General features: G+C 59.1%; 14 protein-coding genes. 7 read left to right on the forward strand and 7 right to left on the reverse strand.

The genetic code is table 11. The features are described 5' to 3' along the window. Positions 1–113: 113 nt before the first annotated feature. Complete coding sequence (locus K7A42_RS20285) at positions 114–2,564, reverse strand: beta-mannosidase (protein WP_416220917.1); 2,451 nt, start codon at positions 2,562–2,564, stop codon at positions 114–116. 502 nt (positions 2,565–3,066) lie between these two features. Here K7A42_RS20285 and K7A42_RS20290 point away from each other — a divergent pair. Continuing rightward, positions 3,067–4,119: a LacI family transcriptional regulator gene (locus K7A42_RS20290; protein ID WP_282455762.1), complete on the forward strand. Its 1,053-nt coding sequence runs from the start codon at positions 3,067–3,069 to the stop codon at positions 4,117–4,119. A gap of 61 nt (positions 4,120–4,180) precedes the next feature. Here the strand turns inward: K7A42_RS20290 and znuA are convergent, their stop codons facing one another. Beyond that, positions 4,181–5,200, reverse strand: coding sequence for a zinc ABC transporter substrate-binding protein ZnuA (znuA, locus tag K7A42_RS20295; RefSeq protein WP_282455763.1), 1,020 nt, complete (start codon positions 5,198–5,200; stop codon positions 4,181–4,183). 104 nt (positions 5,201–5,304) lie between these two features. On the opposite strand from znuA, the gene znuC reads away from it, so the two are divergent. The 3 genes from znuC to zur are packed head-to-tail and all read left to right on the forward strand — an operon-like array spanning position 5,305 to position 7,473. Continuing rightward, positions 5,305–6,252 carry a zinc ABC transporter ATP-binding protein ZnuC gene (gene znuC, locus K7A42_RS20300; RefSeq protein ID WP_113380625.1) on the forward strand — a complete coding sequence of 316 codons (948 nt, stop codon included), beginning with the start codon at positions 5,305–5,307 and terminating at the stop codon, positions 6,250–6,252. After that, entirely contained in the window at positions 6,245–7,063 is an 819-nt protein-coding gene (gene znuB / locus K7A42_RS20305) for a zinc ABC transporter permease subunit ZnuB (RefSeq protein ID WP_004441703.1), read from the forward strand. The genes znuC and znuB overlap by 8 nt, the downstream gene beginning before the upstream one ends. After that, positions 7,060–7,473 carry a zinc uptake transcriptional repressor Zur gene (gene zur / locus K7A42_RS20310; RefSeq protein ID WP_004441705.1) on the forward strand — a complete coding sequence of 138 codons (414 nt, stop codon included), beginning with the start codon at positions 7,060–7,062 and terminating at the stop codon, positions 7,471–7,473. Before znuB ends, zur begins: the two co-directional genes overlap by 4 nt. Positions 7,474–7,512: 39 nt before the next feature. Here the strand turns inward: zur and K7A42_RS20315 are convergent, their stop codons facing one another. After that, a complete protein-coding gene (locus K7A42_RS20315) occupies positions 7,513–8,046 on the reverse strand; it encodes a gamma carbonic anhydrase family protein (RefSeq protein ID WP_045534843.1) in 534 nt (177 codons plus the stop codon). Between the two features lie 27 nt (positions 8,047–8,073). After that, entirely contained in the window at positions 8,074–8,763 is a 690-nt protein-coding gene (locus tag K7A42_RS20320) for a fumarylacetoacetate hydrolase family protein (RefSeq protein WP_072494366.1), read from the reverse strand. A gap of 137 nt (positions 8,764–8,900) precedes the next feature. On the opposite strand from K7A42_RS20320, the gene dusA reads away from it, so the two are divergent. Further along, on the forward strand, positions 8,901–9,911 hold the full coding sequence (gene dusA, locus K7A42_RS20325; protein WP_184285472.1) for a tRNA dihydrouridine(20/20a) synthase DusA: 1,011 nt from the start codon (positions 8,901–8,903) through the stop codon (positions 9,909–9,911). A gap of 6 nt (positions 9,912–9,917) precedes the next feature. Here the strand turns inward: dusA and K7A42_RS20330 are convergent, their stop codons facing one another. Both K7A42_RS20330 and uvrA read right to left on the reverse strand, forming a co-directional pair. Beyond that, a complete protein-coding gene (locus K7A42_RS20330) occupies positions 9,918–10,718 on the reverse strand; it encodes a DUF72 domain-containing protein (RefSeq protein ID WP_004441715.1) in 801 nt (266 codons plus the stop codon). Positions 10,719–10,774: 56 nt separating this feature from the next. Then, positions 10,775–13,696, reverse strand: a complete 2,922-nt coding sequence (uvrA, locus tag K7A42_RS20335; RefSeq protein WP_077987108.1) for an excinuclease ABC subunit UvrA — start codon at positions 13,694–13,696, stop codon at positions 10,775–10,777. A 265-nt stretch (positions 13,697–13,961) separates the two neighbouring features. On the opposite strand from uvrA, the gene K7A42_RS20340 reads away from it, so the two are divergent. Next, positions 13,962–14,537, forward strand: coding sequence for a single-stranded DNA-binding protein (locus tag K7A42_RS20340; RefSeq protein ID WP_162699318.1), 576 nt, complete (start codon positions 13,962–13,964; stop codon positions 14,535–14,537). Positions 14,538–14,570: 33 nt separating this feature from the next. Then, a complete protein-coding gene (locus K7A42_RS20345; RefSeq protein ID WP_234704074.1) occupies positions 14,571–14,834 on the forward strand; it encodes a hypothetical protein in 264 nt (87 codons plus the stop codon). A gap of 54 nt (positions 14,835–14,888) precedes the next feature. Here the strand turns inward: K7A42_RS20345 and K7A42_RS20350 are convergent, their stop codons facing one another. Further along, a complete protein-coding gene (locus K7A42_RS20350; protein ID WP_282455764.1) occupies positions 14,889–16,037 on the reverse strand; it encodes an HPP family protein in 1,149 nt (382 codons plus the stop codon). Between the last annotated feature and the right edge of the window lie 122 nt (positions 16,038–16,159).

Raw genomic sequence — 16,159 nt, forward strand, 5'->3', positions numbered from 1 at the left:
TCCACTTGCTGATGATCGGCTGCCGAAGAACCCGGCAACCATTTGAACTGATGAGGGCAGGCCGCGAAGCCTGTCTTCCCGAACAGGATGGTTATGCCTTTCTCCGCATCGTTTCAATGCGGGGACTGGCAGCCATGAAGATCGAAGACACGGAAGTGCGGCTGTCCGCCGCCCGCTTTCGGGGTGAAGATGATACGCCGCGTTTCGCCGGCAGCGAGATCGAAATGGTTGTCGGAATAACGCCCGGGCTGATCTGCCTCCAGCATGACGAAGAGCGCAAGCCCGCTTGCGGTGACATCTATTTCGAACTGCCCGTTTTTCAGTGAGCTGGTGGTGAGTGTCAGACCGGCGGGCAGAAGTTCCAGCGCTTTATAGGTGTCGCGCACATGGTGGCCTTCGCCGGTCATGCCGTTGGAGGCGATGAAGCTCCAGGCAAGGATGGTGCCGTCAGGCAGGCTGCTCATGTCGATGTCGGTCAGCGTAGCGGCCTTGTCAGTCGTGCAGGTGCCGTTGGCGGATTTCAACGGCACTCGGTTGCCGTCCATGGTCAGGGCAACGATATTCATGTCGATCTCGACGTCTTCCGCCGTGTCGTTCACCATGGAGAAGTTTATTCGGCGTCCATCTTCCGCGGGAATAGCCGAAACCGTGACAGGCTGGAAGAAGCGGCGGGCGGCATAATGCAGCGCCTTCCAGCCGCCGCCATAATCGAGGCTTGACCACGAGGCGACCGGCCAGGTGTCGTTCAGCTGCCAGTATAGCGTTCCCATGCAATGCGGCTTCAGCGAGCGCCAGTAATCGACGGCCGTGCGGATAGCCAATGCCTGCTGGACCTGGCTCAGATAAACGAAATTCTCGAAGTCCTTTGGGAAGCGGAAGTAGCGGAACATCGTACCGGCGATCCGCTCGTTGCCGCCGGCATTTTTCTGGTGCAGTTCGATGACGGGGGAGGCGATGTTCATGTCCCTGTCTTCCGCATAGGTGCGGATGACCGGCATGGAGGTGTAGGACTGGAAACCGAATTCCGAGCAGAAACGCGGCTTCACCGAACGGTAATTGTCGAATGATTTGTTCTCGTGCCACACGGACCAGTAATGCATGTCGCCGGAACCATCCGCGTGCCAGGCATCGCCATAATCGAGATAACCGGAGGCGGGGCTTGATGGCCACCACAGTGCTTCGGGAGCGGCCTTTTTCAGGGCCTTTTCAATGGTGCGGTTCAGTCGGTCATAAGCCACAAGGTATCGGTCGCGATTGTTGCGGGACTCATCGAACCAGGTCAGTGCACCCACCAGCTCGTTATCGCCGCACCAGAGCGCGATGGAAGGATGCGAGGAGAGGCGTTTCACCTGATAATCAACCTCATGTTCGACATTATCGAGAAAATCCTCGCTGCAGGGATAAAGATTGCAGGCGAACATGAAGTCCTGCCACACCAGCAGGCCAAGACGGTCGCAGAGATCGTAGAACCAGTCTTCCTCATAAAATCCGCCGCCCCAGACCCGGATCATGTTCATGTTAGCCTCGACCGCGGAGCAGAGGAGGTCTTCGGTCTTTTCCCGGCTGGTGAGCGAATAGAGCGCATCTGCGGGAATCCAGTTGGCACCGCGACAGAAGATTTCCCGGCCATTGATGCGGAACGCGAAGCGGCTGCCGGCATCATCCTTATCGGTCAGAAGCTCGATGGTCCTGAAGCCGATCTGCCGGGTCACAGTCTCATCGGGCAGCTCCACCATCAGCGTGTAGAGCGTCTGCCCGCCACTGCCGGCCGGCCACCAGAGCTCCGGATTTTCCACGAAGAAGACGTGACGCACCACGGTTTCGCCTGCGCCGACGCCGCAATCGAGCCTCAGCCTTTCATCGTTGAGAGACAGATAAACCGGGAGGCTTGCCGGTCCCTCGGCAAAGAGGGTGACGGCCACATGCAGCTCGACGCCGCCGTCGATATGGCGCTGTGAGGTAACGACATGCTCGATCCGGGCCGTATCGAGCCGTTTCAGCAGGATTTTGCCGTAAAGCCCGAGTGGCGCGATCGCGATGTTCCAGTCCCAGCCGAAATGGCATTGCGGCTTGCGCAGCATATTGCCATTGGCGATAGGCGAATTCCCCGGGTGATAGGGTATATAAAACGGCTGGCGCGCCTGCCGCTCCGCCCCGGCGGTTATATTGGAGTGAAAATGGATGCGAATGGTGTTTTCACCGGGGCGCACTGCACGGGAAATGTCAGGGCGGTAGCGACGGAAGCAATTGTCCGCGCTGAGCACCGGAACGTCGTTCACGAAGACAATCGCGACGGTGTCGAGATAGTCGATGTCGAGATACCAGCTTGCGTCCGCCTCATCGAGGATGAACGTTCGCTCAAGAACCCAGTCCTGTTGGGCCACCCATTGCACGGCCTTTTCATTGGCTCCGTGGTAGGGATCTGGAATGATGCCCGCATCTTTGAGTGCCGTATGGATATCCCCAGGGACGGTAAGCTCGGTCGTATGATCTCTGTCCACTGATGTCAGGCGCCAGAGCCCTGCCAGATCGATGACGGTTTCGGGCGTGGAGGAAGAAATCATGACGGGACCCTGCATTTATGAATTCAAATAAGGAAGCCGGCATTGTGATGCAGGCTTGTGTCAGAATCTGGGGAGGATGGACGCCGCAAGTGGCTAAACGCCCGCTTGCTCGGTCTCATGATACCCTCCCTTCGGCAACGTTACCGTAAAACCTCCATTCCGTCATGTCTTTCAGGTACAACATATGTCAGGAAAAATTTCTGGAACGGCGCATCAATTGCGGCCGGATGGATCGTTCTAAATGTTATTTTATTTTTATATTTTATATCAATAAGTTATTATTATTTTTCAATGTTTATAATTAAATCATATATTGGCTACGCAGCCATCACGGGCGGGCGAGAGAAAAGCGCAGTAAGAACCGGACATTTTTTCGAGCTACATCGTTATAGCCCAAACAGGGGCTCCCGCGCGGAAAGCGGATCCCGGTTGAGGACCTTTGCCTTTGCAACGACGTAAAAGCTATCTATGATCACCGTTCGGTCAAGCATGGCGAAATGACATGAACGATACTGGTAAATCCGGCGGGAGCGAAGCGCCCGTGACGACGGGCGAGCGCCCGACCCTGAAGACCATCGCTTACATGACGGGCCTCGGCATCACCACCGTTTCGCGCGCTCTCAAGGATGCGCCTGATATCGGCGCGGAGACCAAGGAGCGCGTGCGGCTGATTGCCCGCCAGATCGGCTATCAGCCAAACCGCGCCGGCGTGCGCCTTCGCACCGGCAAGACCAATGTGATTGCCCTCGTTCTCAGCGTCGATGAAGAGCTTATGGGTTTTACCAGCCAGATGGTGTTCGGTATCACCGAGGTTCTGTCCTCGACCCAATATCATCTGGTCGTAACGCCCCATATCCACGCCAAGGATTCCATGGTGCCGATCCGCTACATTCTCGAAACGGGATCGGCGGATGGCGTCATCATTTCTAAGATCGAACCCAACGACCCGCGAGTCCGTTTCATGACGGAGCGCAAGATGCCCTTCGTCACCCATGGACGTTCGGACATGGGCATCGACCATGCCTTTCATGATTTTGACAATGAGGCCTATGCCTACGAAGCGGTTGAACGATTGGCTCAATGCGGACGCAGGAAGATCGCCGTCATCGTGCCGCCGTCACGTTTTTCGTTTCACGACCACGCTCGCAAGGGGTTTAATCGGGCAATCAGGGATTTCGGCCTTACCGAATTTCCGTTGGACACCGTTACAATCGAAACGCCGCTGGAAAAAATCCGCGATTTCGGTCAGAGGCTCATGCAGTCCGATGATCGTCCCGATGGCATCGTTTCGATCAGTGGCAGCAGCACCATCGCGCTGGTGGCCGGGTTCGAGGCCGCGGGCGTGATAATCGGAAAGGACATCGACATCGTCTCGAAACAGTCCGCCGAATTCCTGAACTGGATCAAGCCGCAGATCCATACCGTCAATGAAGATATCAAACTGGCGGGCAGGGAGCTTGCGAAAGCCCTTTTGGCCCGCATCAACGGCGCCCCCGCTGATACTCTGCAGAGTATCAGCCGCCCGGTCTGGTCCTCCATGGCGCCGAAGCCTTAAGGCACACGCAAGACCGAGCCGGCATGGCGCATTGGCCATGCCGGGCTTGATGAGGTGCCCATCAGGACAAACAGTTCTTCAGCGACCCGGCGATACCGCGCATCAGCTTGAAGTAAAGCTCCGGGCCCGGCTCCAGCGTTGCCGCTTCCGGATCAAGCGTAGCCGATTTCGCTGCCGTGCCTTCGGTGATGACCGAGACCAGCTTAGGCTCGAATTGCGGTTCGGCAAAAACGCAGGTCGCGCCGAGCTGGCGAACCTTTTCTTGCATCTGTTTGACGCGATCCGCGCCCGGTAGGGTTTCGGGGCTGACGGTGATCGATCCCGCCGTCTTCACGCCATAGCGATGTTCGAAATATTGGTAGGCGTCGTGGAAGACAATGAACGGCTTGTCCTTCACCGGCTGAACCGTTTTGGCCAGTTCGGCGTCAAGTGTATCGAGATCATCGATCAGTTTCTTTGTGTTGGACTGATAGATCGCGGCATTGGCGGGATCGGCCGCGATCAGCGCGGTTTCGATTGCCTGGGCCATGGCCTTGGCATTGGCGGGGTCAAGCCAGAGATGTGTGTCATAGGTGCCATGCTCATGGGCATCGTGGCTCTCACCGTCGTGACCGGCGTGACCGCCTCCGTCATGCTCGTGACCATGCTCGTGCGCGTCCGGCTTTTCGGCATGACCGTCATTCGCCTCATGGCCTTCTTCGCCATGATCATGCGCTTCAAAGGGCCCCCCTTCACGGAAGGCCAGCTTTTCCAGCCCCTTGGCATCTTCCAGTTCCACAACAGTCGCCTTGGCGGCCAGCGCTTCCAGCGGCTTCTCCAGAAATGCTTCCAGTCCGGGACCCACCCAGAAAACCACATCCGCCGTTTCGAGCTTGCGTGCATTCGACGGACGGAGATTATAGGTATGCGGCGAGGCCGCGCCGTCTACGATGAGCTGTGGTTCCCCGACACCTTGCATGATGGCCGCAACGAGGGAGTGGACGGGCTTGATCGACACCACGACCTCGGGTGCAGCGGTGGCGCCCGAAGCGGCGACCGCGATTGCCATGGACGCCGCGAGCGGGATCAGGATCGATTTCATGAAATGCACTCCACTTGAAGAACGTTAGTTATGTTATTACATTTATTGCGTAACTCTATAACGTATGCGATAGCGGTAAGCAACATCGCCAAACGGACAATCCCATGCTTCATTCCGCCCATTCGGGTAACGAGATACTGGTCTCCCTTGCCAATGCCGGCGTCCAGCGCAACGGCCGCTGGCTGGTGCGCGGCGTGGAGTTTTCCGTCAGCAAGGGCGAGATCGTCACACTGATCGGGCCGAACGGATCAGGCAAGTCCACGAGCGCGAAAATGGCGATTGGTGTCGTCAAACCAACCGAGGGGGTGGTTACCCGCAAGGCTGGTCTGAAAGTGGGCTATGTGCCGCAGAAGCTTTCGGTCGACTGGACAATGCCGCTTTCGGTGCGCCGACTGATGACACTGACAGGACCGCTCGCTGCCCGCGAAATAGACGCCGCTCTGAATGCGACCGGTATCGCGCATCTTGCCAATGCCGAGGTGCAGCATCTGTCCGGTGGCGAGTTCCAACGCGCGCTTCTTGCCCGCGCCATTGCCCGCAAGCCCGACCTTCTGGTTCTTGACGAACCCGTGCAGGGGGTGGACTTCTCCGGCGAGATCGCGCTTTATGATCTGATAAAAAATATCAGGAATTCAAATAATTGCGGAATTCTGTTAATCTCGCATGATCTGCATGTAGTGATGGCGGAAACCGATACGGTGATATGCCTCAACGGCCATGTCTGCTGCCGCGGCACACCGCAGGCGGTGAGCCAGAGTCCGGAATATATGCGCCTGTTCGGCGGCGCGGCGGCGAAGGGGCTGGCCGTCTACAGTCACCATCATGATCACACCCATTTGCCGGACGGCCGGGTGCAACATGCGGATGGCACGGTGACGGACCATTGCCACCCCGAGGATGGTCACCATCACGGGCATGATCTTCATCATGACCACGGGCATGACCATCATGACCACGGCCACCGCCACGATGATCATGGAGAATGCGGCTGCGGCCATGAACGTGACGACGACGCCCACCTTAACCAGCGGCAGGGAGAACGCCATGTTTGACGATTTCTTCGTCCGCGCCATGGTCGCCGGCATTGGGGTTGCATTGACAGCCGGTCCGCTTGGCTGCTTTGTCGTCTGGCGGCGCATGGCCTATTTTGGCGATACCATGGCCCATTCGGCGCTTCTGGGTGTTGCCCTGTCTCTGCTGCTGCAGCTGAACCTCATTGTCAGCGTGTTTCTGGTCGCGTCGGCCGTGTCGCTCCTTTTGATTTTCCTGCAACGGCGGCAGGCGCTTTCCGCCGATGCGCTGCTGGGCATCCTATCCCACTCCGCATTGGCGATCGGCCTTGTCATCGTTGCCTTCATGAGCTGGGTCCGCATCGATCTCGTCTCGTTCCTGTTCGGCGACATTCTCGCCGTCACCCGCAGCGATATTGCACTGATCTGGGGCGGCGGACTGGTTGTCATCGTCTCCATGGTGTTCCTGTGGCGATCGCTGCTTGCCTCCACCGTCAATACGGAGCTGGCGGAAGCCGAGGGGCTGAAACCGGAACGGGCGAAATTGATCTTCACGTTGCTGATGGCGCTGGTGATCGCCATCGCGATGAAGGTGGTCGGTATCATGCTCATCACATCGCTGCTCATCATACCGGCTGCGACCGCCAGACGTTTCTCCGCTACACCGGAGGTAATGGCGGTGGTGGCCTCGCTGATCGGTGCGGTTGCCGTTGTTGGCGGCCTCTTCGGATCGCTCACCTATGATACACCGTCCGGTCCATCCATCGTGGTTGCCGCGGTGATCCTCTTCGTTATAAGCCTGTTGCCGGCGCCGGGTTTGTCCCGCTCCGCGGATGAAGGAGGCAAGTCATGAATGCGCAGACCCAGCAGAACCTCACCAAGAACCAGTCGCTGGTCATGAACGCCCTTTCAAACGCGCATCAGCCGCTCAGCGCCTATATGATCCTCGACAAGTTGCGCGATGATGGTTTCCGCGCGCCGCTGCAGGTCTATCGGGCGCTGGAAAAACTGGTGGAATATGGCCTTGTGCACCGGCTGGAGAGCCTTAACGCCTTCGTCGCCTGCACCCATACCCAGGCGGAGTGCTGCTCCAGTCACCATGGCACCGTCGCCTTTGCCATCTGCGAGTCCTGCGGGCAGGTGACGGAATTCCACGATCACGAGATCGATCACCGGCTGGAGCGCTGGGTGAAGGACAGCAAGTTCAAAGCGGAAAAGACCACCATCGAAATCCGCGGTCTTTGCGCCGCCTGCTCGGCCTGACGGACGATGGATGGAATGGGTATTGTTGCCCGCTCCCGATCACCTTTCGATGATCGCCAGATCCTGCGAGAAACGCTTCCAGTTTTCGACGTATTTTTCCGCTGAGCGACGAATCCCCGCCACGGCGTCGTCATCAAGCGTGCGGATAGCGCGCGCGGGCGAGCCGACGATCAGGGAATTATCCGGAAATTCCTTCCCCTCCGTCACTAGAGCATTGGCGCCGACGAGGCAGTTTCGGCCGATCTTTGCGCCGTTCAGGATCGTCGCGCCCATGCCGATCAACGAATTATCGCCGATGGTACAGCCATGCACGATAGCGTGGTGGCCAATGGTGCACATTTCGCCGATCGTTGCGGCAAAGCCGGGATCGCTGTGAACCATCACGCCTTCCTGAATATTGGTGCCGCGCCCGACGATGATCGGCTCATTGTCTCCACGCAGCGTTGCACCGAACCAAATGCCGACGTCTTCGCCGAGCGTGACTGAGCCAATGACATTGGCGTCGGGAGCGATCCAGTAGCGATCCGCTGCAGGCGTTTGCGGCACACGGTCGGCAAGGCGGTAAAGCGGCATGTCGATGTCCTCCCTTATGTTCGTGCGTCAGACGACCGTCACCGACAGTGTGCCGACACCCTCGACGCCGCATTCTATGCGGTCACCGCGAACGATTGGACCAACGCCAGCCGGCGTGCCGGTCATGATGACGTCGCCAGCGGCAAGGGTGAACAGCTTGGAAAGCTCGGCAATCACTTCCGGCACCTTCCAGATCATCTGGGCGAGATCGCCCGTCTGCTTGCGTTCGCCATTGACGTCGAGCCAGATCGCGCCGGTTGCGGGATGCCCGATCCTGTCCGCTGGGACGATGGGGGACACCGGCGCGGAATATTCGAAGGCCTTCGCGCCCTCCCAGGAACGTCCCATCTTCTTCAGCCCGTCCTGCAGGTCGCGGCGTGTCATGTCGATACCGACGGCGTAACCCCAGACATGGTTCAGCGCTTCCGACGCCGGAATATCCGCTCCGCCGCTTTTCAGCACCACGACGCACTCAACTTCGTAATGCACATTCGATGAGAGCGACGGATAGGGAAAATCCTGTCCTGCGGGCAGCAGGTTGTCCGGGTTCTTCTGAAAATAGAAGGGCGGCTCGCGCGAGGGGTCGTGGCCCATCTCAATGGCGTGATCGGCATAATTGCGGCCGACACAATAGACCCGCCGTACAGGGAACAGATCGCTCGTGCCTTCGACGGGCAGGAGAACGGGCTTCGGGGCGGGGATGACGGTAGCGGCCATGTGGATTTCCTGTCGTCTTTTAGGGTGCAATTCTTGTCCCGCGATTCCGGCGCGATTTCCAGTTCAAAATTGCCTCGCCTGCAAAACTGGCTTTTTACGGTCCTTTGCTGTAGAAGCCGGCGCAAAGAGGTTAATCCATGTACAGACAAGCGCTTGCAAGCGGCGAAAAAATCTTCGCCGTGGCCCCCATGATCGACTGGACCGATACGAGGTGCAGGTTTCTGCACCGGCAATTGTCGAAGCGTGCGCTGCTTTACACCGAAATGATCGTTGCCGACGCCATCATCCACGGCCAGCGTGACAGGCTGCTCGGTTATCACCCTCAGGAACATCCCGTCGCGTTGCAGCTCGGCGGGTCTGATCCGGCCAAGCTTGCCGAAGCGGTGCGGATCGCCGGGGACTACGGTTATGATGAAATCAATCTGAATGTTGGCTGTCCCTCGGATCGGGTGCAATCCGGCACCTTCGGCGCTTGCCTGATGCGCGAGCCTGACGTGGTGGCGCAATGTGTGGCCGCAATGAAGGCCGCCGCCAGTGGGCCGGTTACCGTGAAATGCCGGATCGGGGTGGATGAGCAGGAGCCGGAAGCGGTTCTTCCTGATTTTCTGAAGAGGGTTGTTGCGGCGGGTGCGGACGCGGTCTGGGTTCACGCGCGCAAAGCCTGGCTGCAGGGGCTTTCGCCAAAGGAAAACCGCGAAGTGCCGCCGCTCGATTATGACCTCGTCTATCGCATGAAGCGGGAAAATCCTGACGTCTTTATCGGCATCAACGGCGGCATCGCCGATCTCGATCAGGCGAGCGGACATCTCCAGCATATGGATGGCGTGATGCTCGGCCGGGCCGCCTATCACAACACCTCCATCCTTGCTGACGTCGACCATCGCATCTATGGCGAGGAGGCTCGCCACCCGGACTGGATGGCGCTGCGTGACGCGATGATGGCCTATGCTGCCGATTACATCGCCGCGGGCGGACGTCTCAATCACGTCACCCGCCATATGGTCGGACTGTTTCAGGGCATGCCCGGCGCGCGCCGTTTCCGGCAAATCCTCTCCAGCGATGCCACGAGGCCCGGGGCAGGGCCGGAGGTCATCGAGGCCGCTTTCGCCAGCATTGATTTTAGCACCACGAAAGACATGGCGGGCTGACAGCGCTCAGACCGCCTTTTGCAGTTCCTGCGCACCATTAGGCGCATTGACCTTGCCGCCGGTAATGAAGAAAGCGAAAACATCGCGCGGGGTCTTCTCAACCTTCCGATCCGGCGCGATCAGCGGCAGATCGTCCGGCACACCGCCACTGGCATAGGTCTTTACCCGCTCAGCCCAGTGCGCGATCTCTTTTTTCGGATAACAGGTCTCGATGTCGTCCTCGCCCTTCTGCAGGCGGCAATAAACGAAATCGGCCGTTACGTCAGGCAGCATCGGATAATCGTGATGGTCAGCGCAGACGACGGCGACCTTGTGCCTGGCAAGAAGTTCGATGAATTCCGGAACCTGAAATGTCGGGTTGCGCACCTCCACGACATGGCGAAGAGTGAGCCCGTCCTGCTTTTCGGGCAGCAGCGCCAGAAATGCACCGAAATCCTCCGCGTCGAATTTTTTCGTGGGCGCAAACTGCCAGAGGATGGGACCGAGATGGGACCCGAGTTCCGTCAACCCCTGCGTCAGGAACTTCGTCATCGACTCACCTGCCTCGGCCAGAACCCTGCGGTTGGTGACAAAGCGGCTTGCCTTTAGCGAAAAGACGAAATCCTCGGGCACTTCGGATGCCCATTTCGCAAAGGTCTCCGGTTTCTGGCTGCTGTAATAGGTGCCGTTCACCTCGATTGCCGTGAGCTGCCGGCTGGCGTGTTCCAGCTGGCGTTTTTTCGGCAGTTTTTCGGGATAAAAAGTGCCTTCCCAAGGCTCGAAGGTCCAGCCGCCGATACCGGTGCGGATCGTGCCTGATGTCGACATATCTAGTTCCTCCTCCGGCCTTCGGCCTTTCGAACCTTTGCGACGAAAGCTGCGGCTTACTCCGCAGCCTCCCGTTTTCCGGCCGGCCGGCGCTCCAGAAGCTCCTTCAGGAAGTGGCCGGTATAGGAACGCTCCACCTTGACGATGTCCTCCGGCGTGCCCGTGGCCACCACTTCGCCGCCGCCCGTGCCGCCTTCAGGCCCGATATCGATGATCCAGTCCGCCGTCTTGATGACTTCGAGATTATGCTCGATCACCACCACGGAATTGCCCTGTTCCACCAGCGCATGCAGCATTTCGAGCAGCTTGTTGACGTCGTGGAAATGCAGGCCCGTCGTCGGCTCGTCGAGAATATAGAGCGTGCGGCCCGTCGAGCGCTTCGACAGTTCCTTGGCGAGCTTGACGCGCTGCGCCTCGCCGCCTGAAAGCGTATTGGCCTGCTGTCCGACCTTGATGTAACCGAGGCCGACATCGAAGAGCGATTGCAGCTTGTCGCGCACGGCGGGAACGGCGGCGAAAAATTCGACGCCTTCCTCAACCGTCATATCCAGCACGTCGGCGATGGATTTGCCCTTAAAGGTGACGTCCAGCGTCTCGCGGTTATAACGCTTGCCGTGGCAGACGTCGCAGGTGACGTAGACGTCAGGCAGGAAGTGCATCTCGATCTTGATCACCCCGTCGCCCTGGCAGGCCTCGCAGCGGCCACCCTTGACGTTGAAGGAGAAGCGGCCGGGCGCGTAACCACGAGCCTTGGCTTCCGGCAGGCCGGCGAACCAGTCACGGATCGGCGTAAAGGCGCCGGTATAGGTGGCCGGGTTGGAACGCGGCGTGCGTCCGATCGGCGACTGGTCGATATCGATCACCTTGTCGATGAATTCGAAACCATCGATGCGGTCGTGTTCGGCCGGGATTTCACGCGCGCCCATGACCCGGCGCGCCGCCGACTTATAGAGCGTCTCGATCAGGAAGGTGGATTTGCCGCCACCCGAAACCCCGGTTACGGCCGTGAAAACACCGAGCGGCACAGCGGCCGTGACATTCTTCAGGTTGTTGCCGCGTGCGCCAAAAACCTTGATCTCGCGGCCCTTCTTCGGTTTGCGGCGCTCAGCCGGCACGGCAACGCCGAGTTCACCGGAGAGATATTTGCCGGTCAGCGATTTCGGATTGGCCATCACTTCCTGCGGGGATCCTTCGGCAATCACCTGGCCGCCGTGAATACCGGCCGCCGGGCCGATATCGACAACATAATCCGCCGTCAGAATGGCGTCCTCATCATGTTCGACCACGATGACGGTGTTGCCGATATCGCGCAGATGTTTGAGCGTATCTAGCAGGCGCGCATTGTCGCGCTGGTGCAGGCCGATCGAGGGCTCATCGAGAACGTAGAGAACGCCGGTGAGGCCAGAGCCGATCTGCGAGGCCAGACGGATACGCTGGCTCTCCCCGCCCGACAGCGTGCCCGAATTGCGCGACAGGCTGAGATAATCCAGCCCTACATCGTTGAGGAATCGCAGGCGTTCGCGGATTTCCTTGAGAATACGGACGGCAATTTCATTCTGCTTCGCGTTCAGGCTTTCCGGCAGCACCTCGAACCAGTCGCGCGCCGTGCGGATCGACATTTCGGTGACTTCACCGATATGCAGCTTGTTGATCTTGACCGCCAGCGCCTCCGGCTTCAGGCGGTAACCGGCGCAGGCCGGGCAGGGGGCTGCCGACATGTAGCGCTCGATTTCCTCGCGCGCCCAGGCGCTGTCTGTCTCTTTCCAGCGCCGCTCCAGATTGGGCACGATGCCTTCGAAGTTCTTGACTGTCTTGTAGGAGCGGGCGCCGTCCTGATAGTTGAACTCGATCTTGTCGTCAGTGCCCTGAAGAATGGCGTGCTGCGCCTCCTTCGAAAGATCGGACCACTTGCTCGAGAGCTTGAATCCGAAGGCCTTGCCCAGTGCCTCAAGCGTCTGGTTGTAATAGGGCGACGATGATTTTGCCCAGGGAGCAATGGCCCCATCACGCAGGGTGCGGGCTGGCTCCGGTACGATCAGGTTCTCATCCACCTTCTGCTGCGAGCCAAGGCCATCGCAGCTGGGGCAGGCGCCGAAGGGGTTGTTGAAGGAGAAGAGACGCGGTTCGATTTCCGGAATGGTGAAACCGGAAACGGGGCAGGCGAATTTTTCCGAAAACAGCACGCGCTCGTGGGTCTCATTGAGAGACTTGTTGGCGGAGCCACCGGCCGCGGTTTCTTCTGCGGGCAGCGGTTTGTCGGCGAATTCCGCGATCGCCAGGCCGTCCGCGAGCTTGAGGCAGGTCTCAAGGCTGTCGGCAAGACGCGCGGCCATATCCGGGCGCACGACGGCGCGGTCAACCACCACGTCGATATCGTGTTTGTACTTCTTGTCGAGAGCAGGAACGTCGGCGATCTCGTAGAACTGGCCGTCCACCTTGACGCGCTGGAAGCCTTTCTTCATCAGCTCGGCAAGTTCTTTCTTGTACTCGCCTTTGCGGCCGCGCACGATCGGCGCGAGGATGTAAAGACGCGTGCCCTCCTCGAAAGCGAGGATGCGGTCGACCATCTGGCTGACCGTCTGGCTTTCAATCGGCAGGCCCGTGGCCGGCGAATAGGGGACACCGACACGCGCGAAGAGAAGGCGCATATAGTCGTAGATCTCGGTGACCGTGCCGACCGTGGAGCGCGGGTTGCGCGAGGTGGTCTTCTGTTCGATGGAGATTGCCGGCGACAGGCCCTCGATCTGGTCGACATCCGGCTTCTGCATCATTTCGAGGAACTGGCGCGCATAGGCCGAGAGGCTTTCGACATAACGGCGCTGGCCTTCGGCGTAGATCGTATCGAAGGCGAGCGACGACTTGCCTGAGCCGGAAAGCCCGGTCATGACGATCAGCTTGTTGCGTGGCAGATCGAGATCGATACCCTTGAGATTGTGTTCACGGGCACCACGGATGGAAATCGTCTTCAGTTCACTCATGACAAGGCTCGGACAAAAATAACAGGCTGGATGGCGGCGCGTCCTTATGTAGTGACGCAGCCGGACGTGTCGAGGTCTATTCCCTATCGGTCGCAGCTTTTCACGATGCTTGACTCGAAATCTGCAATTTAATAGAACAAAAAAGGAACGAATTGCAAGCGCGAATGTCTGCCCCCCACAGCTTAAGATTATTCTTTGTGGATAGTTCCATGCTTGCGGTGCCCTTTGCGGGCGGCGGCAGCTATTGTGTGCCGAATTTTTTGAAATGCAATTGCCGGTCATGATGGCCGGCGGACAGGATGACGAGATGGCTGGTAGCGTAAACAAGGTAATTCTGATCGGAAACGTGGGCGCTGATCCCGAAATCCGCCGGACGCAGGATGGCCGACCCATCGCCAACCTGCGCATCGCCACCTCGGAGACCTGGCGGGACCGCAACAGCGGCGAGCGCAAGGAGAAGACCGAGTGGCACACGGTCGTCGTCTTTAACGAAGGCCTGTGCAAGGTCGTCGAGCAATATGTGAAGAAGGGCGCCAAGCTCTATATCGAAGGCCAGTTGCAGACCCGCAAATGGCAGGACCAGACCGGTAACGACCGTTACTCCACCGAAATCGTGCTGCAGGGCTTCAACTCCACGCTGACCATGCTCGATGGTCGCGGTGAGGGCGGCGGCCGTAGCGGCGGCGGCGACTTCGGCGGCGGTAATGATTATGGCAGCGGCGGCTCCAGCTATGGCGGCGGTTACGACCAGCAGTCCTCCTCGCGCGGCGGTTCTTCCCGTGGCGGCAACCAGCCTTCGGGCGGATTCTCCAACGACATGGATGACGATATCCCGTTCTGATCGGACCGGGGACGAAGAAACGTGTGACAGGAGGTGAGCTTGACTGACGAAACCCTGCAGCCAAAACAGCCCGCCACCTGGCGCATCATCCTCGCTTTTTTTCTCGACTTCTGGACGGCGTTTTTCGCCGCCGGATTTCTGGTCGCGACGGTAGCGGGAGGGCGAACGCCCGAAGGTTTTGCCCTCAACGGTGCGCCCGCCTTTATCGCCTTTGCGCTGATCATTGCCTATTTTGTCGTGCTCGGGCGGTTCTTCGGTGGCACACTGTGGCAGCGCCTTTTGAAGGCGAGACGCTGACATCGGGCTTTGCCGTTTTTTTTAAGAGAAGAACACTTCGACGCCCGGGGCAGTCTATGCCGCGACCTTGTCGGCCAGCATCGCCACCATGACATCGGATTGCGACACGATGCCGACCATCTTACCCCTTGCGTCGATGACAGGCAGATAATGCAATCCTTCCTCCGCAAAGCGGATGATTGCTTCCTCGATCGGTGTTTCCGGCCGCACGGTTTTAACGGGCGATGTCATGATGTCCTTGACCGTATCGTTGGGGGCACTTGCGCCTGACAGGATGAGGCGAAGCCGCTGCAGGAAACCGATCGAGGGACGACCGTTTCTCCAGCTCGCCTTTTCCAGAAAGTCTGTCTGGGTGACGATGCCGACGATTTCGGCGCTATCATTGGTGACGGGCAACGCCTTGAAATGATGGCTTTGCATCAGGGCATGCGCGTGGCGCAGGCTGTCATCAGGGGCGACGCCGACCACATCCCGGGACATGACACTTTCGCAATCGAGATGCAGCGCGCGACGCCGGTAGGAGCGCAACTCTGTCTTCCGCAGGATGGTTTCCAGCGCGTCGCGGTCGATATCGATGAACTCGTCATATTCCTTCAGCACGTCGTCGAGATCGGTGGAGGAAAAGCCGATTTTCTGGATGGGTGTCGGGTCGGCTGTCCCGTGCGCGGCCTTGCCAAGCTTCAGACCGTGTGGATAGGCGCGGCCAGTGGCATTGTTGTAAGCGACGGCCAGGGCAAGAAGGATCAGCGAATTTCCGGCGACCGGCCACAGCAGGAAACTATAGCCGAGGCCATGTACGGCGGGGCCGCCCAGAACGGCAGTCAGCGCCACCGCACCGCTCGGCGGGTGCAGGCAGCGCAGCGCCATCATGGCGGCGATGGCCAGGCTGATGGCGAGCGCGCTTGCGAGGAACGGATCCGGAACCAGCAGCGCCACCGTCACCCCGACAAAAGCCGAGACGAAATTCCCGCACAGGATCGACCAGGGCTGCGCCAGCGGGCTGGAGGGTACGGCGAACAACAGCACGGCCGAAGCCCCCATCGGCGCGATCATGGCGGGCAGCGTGGGATCGAAACGAAGAGCGAAACTGGCGAGAATGCCAGTCAGCAGTATGCCTACGAAGGCGCCTGTGGCGGAGCGGAGCCTTTCCCTGTTGCTGACGGGTGCGGCATCGGGAATGATGCGGCGCAGCGTGGAACGCATGGAGATAACTTTCGAATCCGAAATGACACGCGTCTTTTAGCCGAAGCGCCAGCTGAATTTAAGGGAGGATTTTCCGGCATTTCAGCGGTGGGCAGGAATTTATTGCGTTGGTGTCGCGCAGG

It is taken from the genome of Agrobacterium sp. InxBP2 (genome assembly GCF_026191755.1).
Taxonomy (GTDB): Bacteria; Pseudomonadota; Alphaproteobacteria; order Rhizobiales; family Rhizobiaceae; genus Agrobacterium; species Agrobacterium pusense.